The organism is Streptomyces sp. DH41, assembly GCF_029813785.1.
Lineage (GTDB): Bacteria > Actinomycetota > Actinomycetes > Streptomycetales > Streptomycetaceae > Streptomyces.
The window spans coordinates 52532-68615 of sequence record NZ_JARVKY010000001.1; the positions used below are offsets into that span (position 1 = coordinate 52532).

12 protein-coding genes are annotated in these 16084 nt (G+C 74.1%); 7 read left to right on the top strand and 5 right to left on the bottom strand.

Annotation, left to right across the window (positions count from 1 at the left end):
• Nucleotides 1-243 precede the first annotated feature (243 nt).
• Genes QC283_RS00255 through QC283_RS00265 form a run of 3 tightly spaced genes read left to right on the top strand, consistent with a single transcriptional unit; the run spans nucleotide 244 to nucleotide 3499 of the window.
• A complete protein-coding gene (locus QC283_RS00255) occupies nucleotides 244-846 on the top strand; it encodes a toxin-antitoxin system, toxin component family protein (protein WP_279559233.1) in 603 nt (200 codons plus the stop codon).
• 56 nt (nucleotides 847-902) lie between these two features.
• Complete coding sequence (locus QC283_RS00260) at nucleotides 903-2096, top strand: MAB_1171c family putative transporter (RefSeq protein ID WP_279559748.1); 1194 nt, start codon at nucleotides 903-905, stop codon at nucleotides 2094-2096.
• On the top strand, nucleotides 2093-3499 hold the full coding sequence (locus QC283_RS00265; RefSeq protein WP_279559234.1) for an NAD(P)/FAD-dependent oxidoreductase: 1407 nt from the start codon (nucleotides 2093-2095) through the stop codon (nucleotides 3497-3499). Before QC283_RS00260 ends, QC283_RS00265 begins: the two co-directional genes overlap by 4 nt.
• 16 nt (nucleotides 3500-3515) lie before the next feature.
• Here QC283_RS00265 and QC283_RS00270 read toward each other — a convergent pair whose 3' ends face one another.
• Nucleotides 3516-4418, bottom strand: a complete 903-nt coding sequence (locus tag QC283_RS00270; protein WP_279559235.1) for an SMP-30/gluconolactonase/LRE family protein — start codon at nucleotides 4416-4418, stop codon at nucleotides 3516-3518.
• The gene (locus QC283_RS00275; RefSeq protein WP_279559236.1) at nucleotides 4415-5188 is read right to left on the bottom strand and encodes an IclR family transcriptional regulator; all 774 of its coding nucleotides are present in this window, start codon (nucleotides 5186-5188) and stop codon (nucleotides 4415-4417) included. The genes QC283_RS00270 and QC283_RS00275 overlap by 4 nt, the downstream gene beginning before the upstream one ends.
• 124 nt (nucleotides 5189-5312) lie before the next feature.
• Between QC283_RS00275 and QC283_RS00280 the strand changes: the two genes are divergently transcribed.
• Nucleotides 5313-5915 carry a hypothetical protein gene (locus tag QC283_RS00280; protein ID WP_279559749.1) on the top strand — a complete coding sequence of 201 codons (603 nt, stop codon included), beginning with the start codon at nucleotides 5313-5315 and terminating at the stop codon, nucleotides 5913-5915.
• On the opposite strand, the gene QC283_RS00285 is transcribed toward QC283_RS00280, so the two are convergent.
• Together QC283_RS00285 and QC283_RS00290 are read right to left on the bottom strand one after the other, a co-directional pair.
• Entirely contained in the window at nucleotides 5912-6781 is an 870-nt protein-coding gene (locus tag QC283_RS00285) for an ATP-grasp domain-containing protein (protein WP_279559750.1), read from the bottom strand. The two genes, QC283_RS00280 and QC283_RS00285, sit on opposite strands and share 4 nt — an antisense overlap.
• A 20-nt stretch (nucleotides 6782-6801) precedes the next feature.
• Nucleotides 6802-7515 (bottom strand): FadR/GntR family transcriptional regulator, encoded by a 714-nt coding sequence (locus QC283_RS00290; protein WP_279559237.1) that lies wholly within the window; start codon nucleotides 7513-7515, stop codon nucleotides 6802-6804.
• A gap of 176 nt (nucleotides 7516-7691) precedes the next feature.
• Here QC283_RS00290 and QC283_RS00295 point away from each other — a divergent pair, with 176 nt between their 5' ends.
• From QC283_RS00295 to QC283_RS00305, 3 genes are read left to right on the top strand one after another with little or no spacing between them, the layout of a single operon-like run.
• Complete coding sequence (locus QC283_RS00295) at nucleotides 7692-9080, top strand: SLC13 family permease (protein WP_279559238.1); 1389 nt, start codon at nucleotides 7692-7694, stop codon at nucleotides 9078-9080.
• Between the two features lie 51 nt (nucleotides 9081-9131).
• Nucleotides 9132-10604, top strand: a complete 1473-nt coding sequence (locus tag QC283_RS00300) for an acyl-CoA synthetase (RefSeq protein WP_279559239.1) — start codon at nucleotides 9132-9134, stop codon at nucleotides 10602-10604.
• On the top strand, nucleotides 10597-11967 hold the full coding sequence (locus QC283_RS00305) for a carboxyl transferase domain-containing protein (RefSeq protein WP_279559240.1): 1371 nt from the start codon (nucleotides 10597-10599) through the stop codon (nucleotides 11965-11967). Before QC283_RS00300 ends, QC283_RS00305 begins: the two co-directional genes overlap by 8 nt.
• Nucleotides 11968-12197: 230 nt before the next feature.
• Here the strand turns inward: QC283_RS00305 and QC283_RS00310 are convergent, their stop codons facing one another.
• The gene (locus tag QC283_RS00310) at nucleotides 12198-15878 is read right to left on the bottom strand and encodes a S8 family serine peptidase (protein WP_279559241.1); all 3681 of its coding nucleotides are present in this window, start codon (nucleotides 15876-15878) and stop codon (nucleotides 12198-12200) included.
• Nucleotides 15879-16084: the final 206 nt, after the last annotated feature.

Below are 16084 nucleotides of genomic sequence, written 5' to 3' on the forward strand. Positions count from 1 at the left end.
TTCGAGATATCGAATAGCGCTCGTAACTTCGAACGGGACCGTAAGGTCGCACGAACAGCGCGTCAATGGGTCGCGCAGGACTTTCCGGGAACGGGGGCCGTTCCGTTCCGTTCCCGGCGGTCGTTCCCGGTCCGTCCGGGCCGGTCGTTCCCCGTTGAACAATGGCCCCCGGATCGCATGACGCGGGCGGACGTGGACGCGTAACCTCTGAGGACTCCAGGCCGGCGTTGAGGAGGGGGAAGGATGAACCTCGCGGGGGTACGCGGGCGGGCCGCCCGGGCCGCCGCCGCGCTCAGGCGCGCGCGGGACGGCTCCGCCGGCGGCTTGGCGGCCGACCTCGCCGCCGCGGTCCGCACGGCCCACCGATCGCCGCGGGACGTGCGGGAACTGTGCCACGCGTTGTGCGCGGAGATGGCCGCGCGCCGCGCCGGACGCCCCATCGAGCTGCGCTTCGAACGGTTCCCGGACGAACTGATGGTCACCGGCCTGTGGGTCGAGTTCCACGACCGCGACCTGGTCATCGTCGAGGAACGGGCCGAGGCGGTGCAGCAACTGGTCATCCTCGGTCACGAGTTGTGGCACATCCACGCCGGACACCGCCACCACCACGGCGTCGGCACGGCCGCCGCCCGCGCCCTGGCCGACCGGCCCGGCTGGACGGACGTGGCACTGGTCGCGGCCGCCCGCGACGGCTCCCGGCAGGACGACGAGGCCGCCGCCGACGACTTCGGGCACCGCCTCGCCGCCGCGTGCCGGCCCCTGCTGCGCGGGCGGCCGGACGACACCTCCCCCCACCCCGTCCAGAGGTCGCTCGGCTACCGCGGACGGGGAGGCACACCACGGTGACGACGGACTTCGCGGCGAGCCGCGCCGCCGCCGGACGGGCGCTCGAACCCGCCGACCTGCTCGGCGAGTTCTACATCTCCTTCTGGATCCCGGCCGCGGTCCTGACCGCCGCGCTGGCGATCAAACTGCCCACCGTGATCCGGCTCTGGCGTGACCCGCTGCTGCGCGCGGTCGGCGGTCTGCTGATCCTCGCCTGCACGGTGTTCGTCTTCGCGGCCCCCTCGACCATCGCCTGGACCAACCGGGTCACCGGCGTGCCCAACATCTCGGCGCCCTGGGTGTACTCCCTGCTGACCGCCTTCTGCGGCTCCTGTCTGCTGCTGATCATCACCTGGCGCAACGGCCTGTCCGACCGCGCGGCGGCCACGCGCCGCGCCATGCGCTGGGTGGTCTGCGTCTACTCGGGAGTGATCGTCGCCCTGTGGACGCTGTTCGCCCTCGCGGACGCACCCGTGGAACGTCTGCGGGACCTGGACACGTACTACGCCACGACCCCCTTCATGCGCGAGCAGATCCTGCTCTACCTGCTCGCCCACACCGTGGCCGTCCTGATCACGTCCTGGCTGATCTGGAACTGGGTGCGCACCGACGGCCTCGACGCCTGGCTGCGCTGGGGGCTGATGTTCCTCGGCGTGGGCTACGCGCTGAACCTGGTCTTCGACGCCGCCAAGCTCACCGCCGTCGCGGCCCGCTGGACCGGACACGACGCCGACTGGCTCAGCACCGACCTGGCGCCGCCCGTCGCCTGCCTGTCCGCCATCGTGATCGCGCTGGGCTTCATCCTTCCGCACGCCGGCCAGTACCTGCGTGAACGCCGTCTGGTCCGGCTCGCCCACCGCGAACTGCGGCCGCTGTACCACCTGATGCGGTCGGTCGACAGCTCCGGCGTGCCCTTCGTCCCGCGCTCCACGCCGGAGCTGCGCCTCATCCGCCGAGAGACGTTCATCCGGGACGCGCTGCTGCCCCTGTCCCGGCACATCGACGAGGGCCGGCGGCGGCGGTCGTACGAGGCGGCCCTCTCCCTCGGTTTCCCGCCGGAGCGGGCCAAGGCCCTGGCCGCGGCGGTGGTGATCCTGGACGCCGTGGCGGACGGGCGGCAACCGCCACCACGCGAGGACGGCACCGGCGAGGTGGACAGCACGAACCTGCTCCACGAGATCGGCGCCACCTCCCGGGCACTGCGCCGTCCCGACGAGATCGAGGCGGTACGCGCCCGTGCGTCCGCCCCCACAGAGAGCGCCCGCACATGAGCCAACGCCCCACCGGCGCCGTCGTCCTCGGCGGCTCGCTCGCCGGCATGCTCGCCGCCCGCGCCCTGGCGCCGTACGCCGGCCGGGTCACCGTGCTCGAGCGCGACGCGCTGCCCACCGGGCCCCACCCGCGCCGGGGACTGCCCCAGGCACGCCACGCCCACCAGCTGTGGTCGGGCGGAGCCCGCGCGCTGGAGGAGCTCCTGCCGGGCGTCACCGGCCGGCTCCGACAGGCGGGGGCCCACCGGCTGCCGGTCACCACGGACATGGTGGTGCTCTCCCCGCAGGGCTGGTACCGGCGGTGGGACGAGTCGCACGGAATGCTGCTGTGCACCCGCGACCTGCTGGACGCCACCGTCCGGGCGCTGGTGTGCGCCGACGAGCGGATCGAGGTCGTCGAGCACGCCGAGGCGCTCGGGCTCGACTGCCCGGACGGCACCGTGACGGGAGTACGCGCGCGGGTGCGCGGCACAGCCGAGCGCACACTCCGCGCCGGTCTGGTCGTCGACGCCACCGGACGCGCCTCGCACACCCCGCGGTGGCTGGCGGAACTGGGGCTGCCCGCGCCCAGGACGCGGCGGGTGGACGCGGGTGTGGTGTACGCGAGCCGCCTGTACCGGGCTCCGGAGGGCGCCCGCGACGGCTTCCCCGTGGTCAACGTGCAGCTGGACCCGCGGTCCTGGGGTCCGGGGCGGGGCGGGGTCCTGCTCCCCGTCGAGGACGGACGGTGGCTCGTCACGCTGTACGGCTCCCGCGGCGGCGAACCGAGCGCCGACGCCGGGGACTTCGAACGGTACGCCCGCAAGGAGCTGCGGCACCCGGTGATAGGCGAGCTGCTGGCGCGGGCGGAGCCGCTGGGCGACGTGTCGCTCACCCGGACCACCGCGAACCGGCGCCACTTCTACGAGCGGATGCCCGGGTGGCCGGAGAACCTCGTCGTGCTCGGGGACGCGCTGGCCGCCTTCAACCCGGTCTACGGGCACGGGATGTCGGTGGCGGCGCAGAGCGCGCTGGCGCTCCGCTCGGTGCTCGGCCGGTCCGGCTGGCAGGCACCGGAGCTGGCCCGGTCGGCCCAGCGGGCCGTCGCACGGCCGGTGGGCGCCGCGTGGGAACTCGCCGTCGGGCAGGACGTGTTCTTCCCCGGGGCCGCGCGGGGCGGACCGTCGCTGCGGGAGCGGCTGTCCGCGGCCTACGTCGGGCGGCTCGCGTACACCGCCACGGGCAACGGGCGCGTCGCCCGCCGGGTGACGGACGTGATGGCACTGGAGCGCGGCGCGCACGTACTGCTGGCACCGAGCGTGCTGACGGCCGCGGCGGCCGGTCCGCTCAAGCCGGAACTGAGCGGACCACCGCTGACGAAGCGCGAGCGCGAGGCCGCCGGGATGCTCCAGGGAGCGCCCTGACGGCCCCGCGCCGCCCTCAGCCCGCGAACGCCGGCTGGGCCGTCCCCTGGCCCGCGCCCGGCACCACCAGTACCGAGCCCGCCAGCGGGTGCGGGGCCGTCAGGCCCACCCGGGCCGTGGTGATGTACAGGTCGGTCAGGTCCGGGCCGCCGAAGGCGCAGGCCGTGACCCGGGGGGTCGGGAGCGGGATCACCCGGTCCAGGTCACCGGACGGGGTGTAGCGGCGTACCGCGCCGCCGTCCCACAGGGCGACCCACACACAGCCCTCGGCGTCGACACACAGACCGTCGGGGAAACCGGCGCCGTCCTCGATCGTGGCCAGGGGGCGGCGGCCGGTGATCCGGCCGCCCCCCGTGCCGGCGTCGACGACGTCGAAGACGTCGATACGGCGGGTCGGCGTGTCGACGTAGTACATCAGCCGGCCGTCCGGGCTCCAGCCGGTGCCGTTGCTCACCGTCACGTCGTCGAGGACGCCCTCGACCGTTCCGTCCCCGCCGACCCGGGACAGCGTGCCGCCGCCGGGTGCCTCGTCGTAGCGCATGGTGCCGGTCCACAGCGTGCCGTCGGGGGCGACGGCGGCGTCGTTGCCGCGGCGGCCGGGGACGGCCTCCCGGTGCAGCCAGCGGAAGGTGTCGTCGGGGTCGAGGAGAGCGATCCCGTCCCGCAGGTTGAGGACGAGGCCGCCGCCCGCGCGGGGCTTGACGGCGCCCACGTGCTGGTCGGTGCGGCGGACCGTGCGCCGGCCGGTCGCCGGATCGTGGGTGTGGACGCGGGAGTTCAGGATGTCGATCCACAGGAGGCGGCCCGTCGCCGGGTCCCAGGTGGGTCCCTCGCCGAGGGACGCCTCCTCGTGGACGGCCACTTCGAAGGCCGTGCCGGTCGCGGTACCGCGCCGCGTCGTCGTACCGCGCCGCGTCATGCCGCGCTCCGGTGACCGAGGCGCTCGGAGAGGTCGGCGGCACCCTTGACGGCGAGCTGCTCCAGCTCGCCGAGGCGCTCCTCGCTCCAGCGGATCATGGGCACGGAGATCGACAGCGCGGCGACGACCCGGCCGGTGCGGTCGCGGACCGGGGTGGCCACGCAGGAGACGTCCGGGTTGGACTCGCGGTTCTCCACCGCGACGCCGCGCTCGCGGATCCGGGCCAGGGCCTCGCGCAGGGCGGCCGGGTCGGTGATGCTGTTCGGGGTCATGGCGGTCAGTTCCGCGCCGTCGGGGAAGCGGGCGGCGACCTCCGGCTCGGGGAGGGAGGCCAGCAGCATCTTGCCGACGGACGTGCAGTGGGCGGGCAGCCTGCGCCCGGCCGCCGACACCATGCGCACCGCGTGCGTGGAGTCCACCTTGGCGATGTAGATGACGTCCGTGTCCTCCAGGATCGCCACGTGCACGGTCTCGTCGCAGGTCTCGGCGACGGTCCGGGCGACCTGCTGTCCCTCGGCGGCGAGGTCGAGGTGCTCGGCGTAGCGGGCGCCGAGCTGGTACGGACGCACACCGAGCCGGTACCGTCCGGGCTGCCCGGCCACGGGGACGATGTACTTCCGGGCGGAGAGCGTGGTGACCAGCTCGTGCACGGTGGTGCGCGGCAGCTGGAGCCGCCGCACGATGTCGGGGGCGGAGAGCGTGCCGTCCCCGTCGAGGAAGAGCTCCAGTATGTCGAGAGCCCGGGTCACGGCTGGTACGAGGCGTCCCATGTCCCGCCCCCTCCCTAAGTTGTTCGAGATTTCAACAGGCGATCGGAATAACGAACACAGGCTACTCACATCGCGTTTGCCGGGGCAATGGGCTTGCGTCCCGTCCATGGTCCACGATGGTGCGATGGTCCCCATGCCCACCGGAAAGCGGCCCGCCGCCCCGTTCACCCCGCTCGACTTCCAGCTGGTGCTGCTGCGGCGCATGGCCGACCACAACCCCGGCCTCGTCGAGGACGCCCGCCGTGAGCTGGGCGCCTCGATCGCCGGCATGCGGGAGGCCAACAGGCGCTGGCAGGCGATGCTCCGCGCCCCGCGCTCCCGCTCGGCCGCCTCCCGGTACCGCTCCGTGCTCGGCGAACCCGAGTCGTCGGCTCCCCGCCGGATCGGCGACCTGGAGTGCGAGGCCCGGCAGTGGCGGCTCCCCCTCTGGCCGGACCTGCGCTTCGAGGTGCTCGTCGCCGACAAGGGCGTCGTGTGGAACGAGTGGCTGGTCCGCGCCCCCGGCGCCGAGGGCCCGGAACCGCGCACCCTGGACGACCTCACCCCCTGGTCCTGCACCGTCGACGAGGCGGCCCGCGCCTTCGCCCCCGCCCGGCCGCTCCAGGGCTCGGCCCCCACCCGGTGGGGGCTGGCCTTCACCGCCCCGGACGCGCGGGGCCGACGGCACGAGGTCGTCGCCGAGTTCACCTGGGGTCTGCTCCAGCGGACGGCGGTCGGCGACCGCTAACGGGCCGCTTCGAGCACCGCCTCCGCCATCCGCCGCAGCGACCCCTCGTGCAGCCACAGGAACAGGTTGGGCTCGACCAGCTCCAGCTCCATCACCTGCGGCTGCCCGTCCTCCCCGTCCACCAGGTCGACGCGGGCGTACAGCAGCTCGGGGGCGTCCGGTACGGCGGCCAGGGCGCGTTCGGCGACGGCGAGTTCGGCCGGGGTCGGGGTCCAGGGCTCGAGGCCCGGGTGCGCGACCTTGCGCTCGTCGTACGGCGTCCCGGGCGTGAGGACGGCGCCCTTGCGGCTGGCGTGCAGCGGGCGCCCGCCGACGAACTGCAGCGCCCGTTCGCCGGCGGTGTCGATGCCGCGCACGTACGGCTGCACCATCGCCGTGAGCCCCTCCGCGTGCATCCGCTCGACCTGCCGTACGGCGGTGGCGTGCTCGTCGGGTGTGTAGCGGGCGGCGAAACGCGCTCCGGCACCGGAGGCGGGCTTGACGACGTACTCGTGGTCCCCGGGCAGGTCGGGCACCTCACCGGGGGCCGTGTAGCGGGTGGGAACGGTGGGCACACCGGCCGCCGCGAGGTCGCCTAGGTAGCGCTTGTCGGTGTTCCAGCGCACGACCGCCGCCGGGTTCGCCAGCCGCGTCAGCTTGCCGCACTCCTCGGCCCACGCCGTGAACTCGCCCGCCCGCCAGCTGTAGTCCCAGGTGGAACGGATCACGGCGAGGTCGAAGGACCCCCAGTCGACGCCGTCGTCGTCCCACACCTCGGCGGACGCCCGCGCCCCCGCCTCCTCCAGCGCCCGCACGAGCGCCGGGAGGTCGCGGTCCACGCTGACGTGCGGTCCGGTACGGCAGGTGACGAGCGCTATGCGGGGCACGGCGGATATGGCGGACATGCCTATCGTTCCTCTTCCGGTTCCGGGTCCCAGTCCAGCAGCCGGACCTTGGCGACGGTGCGGACATGGCGGCGCATCGCGGTGGCGGCCTGCCGGGGCTGCCGGGCGGCGACGGCGTCCAGGATGGCCCGGTGCTGGGCCAGGGAGCGGCCGGGGCGGCCCGGCTGGCGCAGGGACTCGGTGCGGCTCTCGGCGATCTGGTGGGCGATGGAACGCATGAACTCCGCGAGGAGGCTGCTGTGCGCCGCCGCCGTCACCGCCGCGTGGAACAGCCGGTCGCCCTCGACCCCGTGAGCGCCGCGCTCGATCTCCTCGGCCATCACGTCCAGCGCGGACCGCATCGCGGCCAGGTCGTCCTCCGTGCGGCGCTCGGCGGCCAGTTCGGCGAGCTTCGTCTCCAGCGCCTCGCGGGCCTCCAGGACGTCCGGGAGCCGCCGTCGGCGTTCGACCATCTCCTCGACGGGCTCGACGTCGAGGCTGTCCCGCACCAGGTACGTCCCGCCGCCGTGCCGTGCCTCCACCAGGCCCTGGACCTCCAGGACCACGATGGCCTGCTTCACCGAGGCCCGGCTGACACCGAGGCGCTGGGCGAGGTCGCGTTCGGGCGGAAGCCGGTCGCCGGCGCGCAGGCCGCCGTCGGTGACGTACTGGCGCAGCCGCTCCAGCACCTGTTCGTACAGGCGCTGTCTGGTCATGGGGCGCAGGGCGTCGGTCACGAGATCCCCCCTCTCGCCGGGAGCGTAGCACCGGGCGATCGGTGGCCGAGTGGCTGAACCAATTCGTGCGCGACCCCTTGACGGCGGACCGGGCGGGGCCCACTCTGACCGACCAGCCGCACCGTTCAAGTGGATCAGCCACTCAGCCAATAAGGTCAGCCGTCGGGAGCCCCCGCATGTCCCCCGAACTCATCTCGATCCTTGTCCTCGTCGTGGTGTTCGTCATCGCGACCACGCGTTCCGTCAACATGGGCGCCCTCGCCTTCGCCGCCGCCTTCGGGGTGGGCACGCTGGTCGCGGACCTCGACGCGGACGGCATCTTCGCCGGTTTCCCCGGCGACCTGTTCGTCGTCCTCGTCGGCGTCACCTATCTGTTCGCGATCGCCCGCGCCAACGGCACCACCGACTGGCTGGTGCACGCGGCCGTCCGGCTCGTGCGAGGGCGGGTGGCGCTGATCCCGTGGGTGATGTTCGCGCTGACCGGCGCGCTCACGGCGATCGGCGCGGTCAGCCCGGCCGCCGTCGCGATCGTCGCGCCGATCGCGCTGAGCTTCGCCACCCGGTACGCGATCAGCCCGCTGCTGATGGGCACGATGGTGGTGCACGGCGCACAGGCCGGCGGCTTCTCGCCGATCAGCATCTACGGCTCGATCGTCAACGGCATCGTCGAGCGCGAGGGGCTGCCGGGCAGCGAGGTGACCCTCTTCCTGACCTCGCTGGTCGCCAACCTCGTCATCGCGGGTGCGCTGTTCGTGCTGTTCGGCGGGCGCAAGCTGTGGGCGCGGGGATCGGTGACGCCGGAGGACGCCGGTGAGGCGGGCTCGGGCACGAAGGCCCCCGGCGCCGGCGCGGACCCAGGGATCGGCAAGGGCAGCGGCACCAGCAAGGGCACCAGCACCGGCGCCGCCCCCACCGCGGTCGCCGTCCGACCCGGTCAGGACACCGACGGCACCGGCGCCGGCCCGCACCTCACGCCGGCCCGGATCGCCACCCTGCTCGCCCTGGTCGCCCTGGTCGTGGCCGTCCTCGGCTTCGACCTGGACGCGGGCCTGACCGCGGTCTCCCTCGCCGTCGTGCTGAGCACGGCCTGGCCGGACGACAGCCGCCGCGCGGTCGGTGAGATCGCCTGGTCCACGGTCCTGCTGATCTGCGGTGTCCTCACGTACGTCGGTGTGCTGGAGGAGATCGGCACCATCACCTGGGCCGGCGAGGGCGTAGGCGGCATCGGCGTTCCGCTGCTGGCGGCGGTGCTGCTCTGCTACATCGGCGCGATCGTGTCGGCCTTCGCCTCCTCCGTGGGGATCATGGGCGCGCTGATCCCGCTGGCGGTGCCGTTCCTCGCGCAGGGCGAGATCGGGGCGGTCGGCATGGTGGCCGCGCTCGCGGTCTCGGCGACGGTCGTGGACGTCAGCCCGTTCTCGACGAACGGCGCGCTGGTGCTGGCCGCGGCGCCGGAGGCCGAACGCGAGCGATTCTTCAGGCAGCTGATGGTCTACGGAGGGATCGTGGTGGCGGCCGTGCCCGCGCTGGCGTGGCTGGTGCTGGTCGTGCCCGGCTTCGGGTAGGCCGACGTCGCAGAATCGGTAACCGCGAGCAACTGCTAAGGAGTACGACGCGTGTCCTCTCTCTTCCCCGCCCTCTCCCCCGCTCCCTCCCCCGCCGGGACCGGCGCCCCGGCCGGCCGGCCCGCCCTGCGCTTCGGTGAGCGCTCCCTCACGTACGCCGAACTGGCCGCCGCGGCGGGCGGCACGGCCGGACGGATCCGGGGGGCCGGGCGGGTCGCCGTCTGGGCGACCCCCGCGATGGAGACCGCCGTCGCCGTGGTGGCGGCGCTGCTGGCCGGGATCCCCGCCGTACCGCTCAACCCGAAGTCCGGCGACAAGGAACTCGCGCACATCCTCGCCGACAGCGAGCCGTCGCTCGTCCTGGCGCCCCCCGGGAGCGAACTCCCGCCCGCCCTGGCCGCCCTGGAGCGCGTCGACGTCGACGTGCGCGCCACCGGCCCCGTCCCCGAGGACGGCCGCACCGACGACGGCGCCCCCGCCCTCGTCGTCTACACCTCCGGCACCACCGGCCCGCCCAAGGGCGCCGTCATTCCCCGCCGCGCGCTCGCGACGACCCTGGACGCGCTCGCCGACGCGTGGCAGTGGACCGGCGACGACGTGCTGGTGCAGGGGCTGCCGCTGTTCCACGTGCACGGCCTCGTGCTCGGCATCCTCGGGCCGCTGCGGCGCGGCGGGTCCGTGCGGCACCTGGGCAGGTTCTCCGCCGAGGGCGCGGCGCGGGAGCTGAACGACGGCGCGACGATGCTGTTCGGGGTGCCGACGATGTACCACCGGATCGCCGAGGCCCTGCCGGACGACCCGGAGCTGGCCAAGGCGCTCGCCGGGGCCCGGCTGCTGGTGTCCGGGTCGGCCGCGCTGCCGGTGCACGACCACGAGCGGATCGCCGCCGCGACCGGCCGGCGGGTGATCGAGCGGTACGGCATGACGGAGACGCTGATGAACACCAGCGTGCGGGCGGACGGTGAACCGCGCGCCGGGACCGTGGGGGTGCCGCTGCCCGGGGTGGAGCTGCGGCTGGTGGAGGAGGACGGCACGCCGATCGCGGCGCTGGACGGGGAGAGCGTCGGCGAGATCCAGGTGCGCGGCCCGAACCTGTTCACCGAGTACCTCAACCGGCCCGACGCCACCGCCGCCGCCTTCACCGAGGACGGCTTCTTCCGCACCGGCGACATGGCGGTGCGCGACCCCGACGGCTATGTCCGCATCGTCGGCCGCAAGGCCACCGACCTGATCAAGAGCGGCGGGTACAAGATCGGGGCCGGTGAGATCGAGAACGCGCTCCTCGAACACCCCGGGGTGCGGGAGGCGGCCGTCACCGGGGAGCCCGACCCGGACCTGGGTGAGCGGATCGTGGCGTGGATCGTGCCGGCCGACCCCCAGTCGCCGCCGGCCCTCGACGCGCTGGCCGACCACGTCGCGGCCCGGCTGGCCCCGCACAAGCGGCCCCGCGTCCTGCGGCATCTCGACTCGCTCCCCCGCAACGACATGGGGAAGATCATGAAGCGGGCCCTGGCGCATGACTGAGCGGCTGTCCGCGCGCGAGTTCCTCGCCCTCGTCACCGACGACTTCACCGAACTCCCCCACCCGGCGCGGGAGTCACCGCCCGACGGCCCCCTCGGCTGGCACGGCTACGACGCCTCCCGCGCCCGCGCCGCCGAGCGCACCGGCGAGGAGGAGTCCGTCGTCTGCGGGACCGGGCACGTGCGGGGCGTCCGGGCGGTGCTCCTCGCCTTCGAGTTCGGCTTCCTCGGCGGTTCGCTGGGCCGCGCCACCGGTGACCGGCTGGAGGCGGCGTACGTCTACGCCCGTGAACACCGGCTGCCGGTGGTGCCGTTGGTCGCCACGGGTGGCAGCCGGATGCAGGAGGGGATGCTCGCGCTGACCCAGCTCCAGCGGGTGGCACGGCAGTCGGCGCTCGTCCGGGAGGCCGGGCTGCCGCAGATCGCCGTGTTGCGGGACCCGGTCACCGGGGGCGGCTGGGCGACGCTGGGCGCGGGCGCCGACGTGACCCTCGCGCTGCCCGGCGCCCAGGTGGGTTTCGCCGGGTCCCGGGTGCGGCCGCCGGACGCCGACCCGGCGGCGTACACGGCCGAGGCGCAGTTGGCGGCGGGCAGTGTGGACGCCGTCGTACCGCCCGGGGAGCTGCGCGCGACGCTGGGCGGGTGGCTGCGGCTGCTGACGGCACCGTCGAACGACCCGGCGCCCGTGCCCGAGCCTTTGGGCAGCACCCGCCTGCCGGACACCGGCTGGGACGCGGTCCGGCGGGCGCGCGCTCCCGGACGGCCGCGCGCACGGGCGTATCTGGACGCCTACTTCACCCACCGCGCGGCCCTGTCGGGGGACCGCTGCGGCGGCACCGACCCGGACGGCGTGCTCTGCGGTTTCGGCGAGCACGCGGGGCGGACGGTCGCGTACGCCGCCCAGACCGGGACGGCGACCAGGCCCGCCGGGTACCGCACCGCCGCCCGGCTGATCCGGCTCGCGGACCGGCTCGGCATTCCGGTGCTGACCCTGGTGGACACGCCGGGTGCTGCGGGCGACGCGGAGGCGGAGCGGCAGGGCGTGGGCGCGGCGATCGCCGACCTGTTCGTCGCGGTGGCGTCGGCGCGTACGCCGGTCACCACGCTGGTGATCGGCGAGGGCGGCTCGGGCGGGGCGCTGGCGCTGGCCGCGCCGGGGAACACCTGGGCCACGCCGGACAGCTACTTCTCCGTCATCGCGCCGGAGCTCGCGGCGGCGATCCTGAAGCGCCCGCCGCAGGAGGTGGAGGCGACGGCCGGGCAACTGCGGCTGCGACCGCAGGACTTGGCAGAGCTTGGCGTGATCCGAACAAGCGATCAGTTGTTCCCTGGAACAGGTGATCGTCGCTCTGAAGAGCGTATGTGAATGCCGGGACCAACGATACTTACGTTGTGCGAGCGACGGGCTGCAGACCGTAGTCGACGCACGAGTCCCAGTAGGTCCCACACATGCACAGCGCAAGGAGCTGCACGATCATGAACCTTCTCACCGACATCCTCGCCGGCATCGTCCACTTCGTCGGCTGGCTGGTCTGACGGTCCGAGAACCCAGACGGCGCCGCCTCCCCGTCCCAGGGAGGCGGCGCCGTCCGCGTGTCACCGCACGGCCACGGCCCGCACGATCTCCTGCGTGACCGAGCCGCCCCGGTCGTCGCGCGCCGAGGCACGGAGCGAGACGTGCCCGGCGTCACGGGGCACGTTCAGCGTCCCGTTCCAGGACGCCTGCCCGTCGCCCTTCCCGTCGCCGCCCCGCAGCCGGACCTGCTGCCAGGTCTCGCCCTCGTCGTACGACACCTCCAGCTTTCCGCCGCCGAGCGTCCCGGTGTCCGGGGCGCCCGCCACGTACTCGGCGCCGAGCCCGACCCGCAGCTTCTTCCCGCCGCGCACCTCGCCCGCGAGGTCGGTGCCGACGTCGAAGGAGAGGTTGATCAGGGGCAGATAGGTCCAGCGGTCATCGGGTGTGGCGGCCGAGCGGAAGGTCCACTCCGCGTGCCCCCTGGTCCCGAGCTTCCAGCGCCCGGCGTCGAGCGCGGTGTCGGTGACGAGCTTGTACGTGTGCTCGTCGGCCGGCGCGTCCCAGACGTAGGCGGCGGAACTCGGCCGCTGGTCGACCAGTTCGCCGTCGAGGTACACGGACGTGGTCTGCGACAGCTTGCTCGTCTCGCTCCACACGTCGCCGAAGCCGGTGTGGTCGGGGCCGGAGTCGCCCCAGCCGGGGGCGTTGAACTGGAGCCGGTTGCCGGCCCGCTGCTGTCCCCAGCCCAGGCCGGTGCCGAGGTAGGGGTGCCACACGGGCTTGAACCAGTTCAGCTCCGTACGCTTGCCTCCCTCGTACCGGACCGTCCCGGACCGCTGCTCCAGCGCGCCGTCGGCGGTCGTCACGGACTCGTGCCACAGCTGACCGGGCTCCGTGGACACGTACTCGGTGCGTTCGACGGGGAAGTCGATCCGCTCCCGGAAGCCGAGGCCGATCGGGAAGGTGTCGGTGATCGAGTACCGGAACTCACCGCCGGCGGTGGGCTCGGCCGCGTGGTACCTGGTCGGCAGCACGGCGAGGTCGCGGCGTCCGGGCTCGTAGGTGAGGTCCCGGTCGGGTACGGCGCCGCGGTGCCCCTGGGACAGGTCGTACGTGTAGGGCGTGTCGCGGGTCCCGGTCATGTGGACCTTCCCCGCGTCCCGCAGCCGCTCGGCGTCGGCCGCGTCGACCGTGGCGATCTGCAGCGGCCGGTCGGCGTTGTCGGCGGTGCCCCACCAGGCCGTCAGCCGCCCGGGGGCGTCGTCCGTCACGAACAGCGCCTTCACGCCCGCGTCCTGGGCGGCCTGGGCGAGGGCGGCCGGTTCGGTGCCCGCGGTGAGCTCGGCGAGGACCGCCTTGCCCCGGACGCCGTCCGGGAAGGGCCCGTCCCCGACGTCGACCAGCGGCAGCCGGCCGCGCCCCTCGATCAGGGTGCCGCCCGACTGGACGACGGCCTCACCGATGCCCTTGACCTCCAGCAGCGGCTTGCCCAGCCGCCACACGGTCCGGTACTCGAAGTCGCCCTCGGTGACCTTCCTCCCGGTGGGCGCGGCGAAGACGCTGTCGTACTTCAACGGCACCTGGACCGCGCCGAACAGGTCCGAGCCGTTCGCGCTGCGGTCGTACTCCATGAGCAGCTGCCGGGTCTCGGTGCGCTGGTCGACGTCGGCGCTGATCTCGCGCAGCTCGCGTCCGTCGAGGGTGATCTCGCGGTCCCGGTCGACGACGACCTCGGGCGCCGCGAGGAAGCCGAGCCCGAGCGAGTCGGCGCCGCCTGCGCCGCGCACGTCGAGGAAGGAGGTCAGGCTGTACGTCCCCGGCACGAGGCGCAGCTGGAGGGTGCCGGACTCGCCGACGTGCGCGGGAACCGGGTCGACGCCCTCGGCGAGGCGCTGGACGACCAGGTCGGCCGGGGTGGCGTCGCCCGCCCGGTCCTTGACGCGCACGGTGAGCGTGTACCGCTCCTCCTCCTTGACCAGCCCGAGCGCGGTGTGCGCGACGGGCGTGCCGTCGGCGCCGGACGCCACGATCCGGCCGCTCGTCGCCCCGACCGGGGCCTTGGCGCCGTCCCCGGTGACGGTGGTGGAGGCGGTGCCGTGCGCGGGCACGGTGAGGGCGGTGTCGGCGAGGGTGGCGACGCCCTCGGGGGCGCCCTGCACGGCGAGCTTCAACTCGACGGCCGTGTCGGAGGCGTTGGTGTAGGTGACGGTACGGGTGACCGGCTCGTTGGCCTCGTACGGCCAGGAGTGGAAGCCGAGGTCCGCGCTGCCGGTGGCGGTGACCTCGGCGCCGATCGCGTCCGGCACACTGACCCGGCCCGCGCCCAACCGGTAGGCGGAGGCGTCGAGTCGCTTCGAGGTGGACATCAGCGCGTCCTTGAGTCGCGCGCCACTCCAGTCGGGGTGTTCCTCGGCGAGCAGCGCGGCCACCCCGGCGACGTGCGGCGTCGCCATCGACGTACCGTCCATGGAGGTGTAGTCGCCGCTGCCCTCGCTGAGCCGGGAGCGGGCGGCGAGGATGCCCACGCCCGGGGCCGACAGGTCGGGCTTGAGGGCGTTGTCCCCGTACCGGGGTCCGGCGCTGGTGAACCAGGCCGCCTCGTCGGCCGCGTCGACGGCACCGATCGTCAGGGCGGCGTCGGCGGCGCCGGGCGAGCCGATGGAGGACGGGGAGCCGGTGTTCCCGGCGGCGATGACGAACAGGGCGCCCGTCTCGCGGGACAGGGTGTTGACGGCCTGCGCCATCGGGTCGGAACCGTCGCTGGGCTCGGTGGAGCCGAGGCTCATGGACACGATGTCCGCGTCCACGTCCCGGGCGGCCCACTCCATGCCGGCGATGATCTCGGACTCGCTGCCCGTGCCCTGGTCGGACAGGACCTTGCCGACCGCGAGAGTCGCGCCGGGCGCGACGCCCTTCTCCTTGCCGTCGGAGGCCGCGCCGCTGCCGCCGACGGTGGAGGCCACGTGGGTGCCGTGGCCGTTCCGGTCGGCGACCTCCTCGCCCGGTATGAAGCTGCGGCTGTGCGCGACGCGGCCGTCCAGGTCGGGATGGCCGGCGTCCACGCCGCTGTCCAGCACGGCCACGGTGACGCCCTTGCCGGTCAGCCCGGCCTCCCAGGCCTCGGGCGTACCGATCTGCGCGTTGGACTCGGCCATGGCGGCGGTGACCCGTCCGTCGAGCCACACACCGTCGATGCCGGCGCCCCGGCGGGTGAATTCCCGCCAGAATCCACGCCCCTTGTCGGCCTCGACGGCGGCCCCGCGCACGCTGGGCAGCGCCCGGGTGCGCTCGGTCCCCTTCGGGGTGGCGGCCCGGGTGCCCTTCTCGTAGGTCACGATCAGCGGCAGTTCGCCGGTCTCGGTGTCGGCGAGCCCCTGCTCCAGCAACTCACCGACGTCGAAGAGCCGTTCGTCGAGGCTGCCGTCGCGCAGATACGGCAGGGCCTCGTCCGGTACGACGGTGGTCCGGCCGTCGGCGCTGCGGGTGTGCACGGCGCCGGTGGCGCCCTCGGGCCGCTCGACCGCGACGGTCTTCCTGCCGCCGCCGAGGTCGGTGACGGTCACCCGGTCGCCGGTGACGAGGGTGACGGTACGGGCGGCGGCCGCGGCGGACTTACCGCCCGCGGTGGTGGTGGCTGCGGCCGGGGTGCGTGCCGTGTCCGGGGGCGGCTCCTGCGCCGCCGCCGTCCCGGCCGGCAGCAGCGCGATCACGAGCCCCGCCGACAGGAGGGTCGCTCCGCGTCTGACTGGTCCTCTGCTCATCCACGCCTCTCTTCATATCGTCGTAGAGTGCTGCGACGAGTGCTGCGAGCAGTCTCAGGGGGCGTGTGGGGTAGGAGAGTTGACCGAGCGTGGCGGATTGGCGCCCTGGCGGGTTTCCGCCAGGGGCGGGAGGGACCGGCATCGCGACACGGGACCGGCCGAGTACCGTCCGTCACAATGGTGTGTCACTGAGGTACGTACGGCTT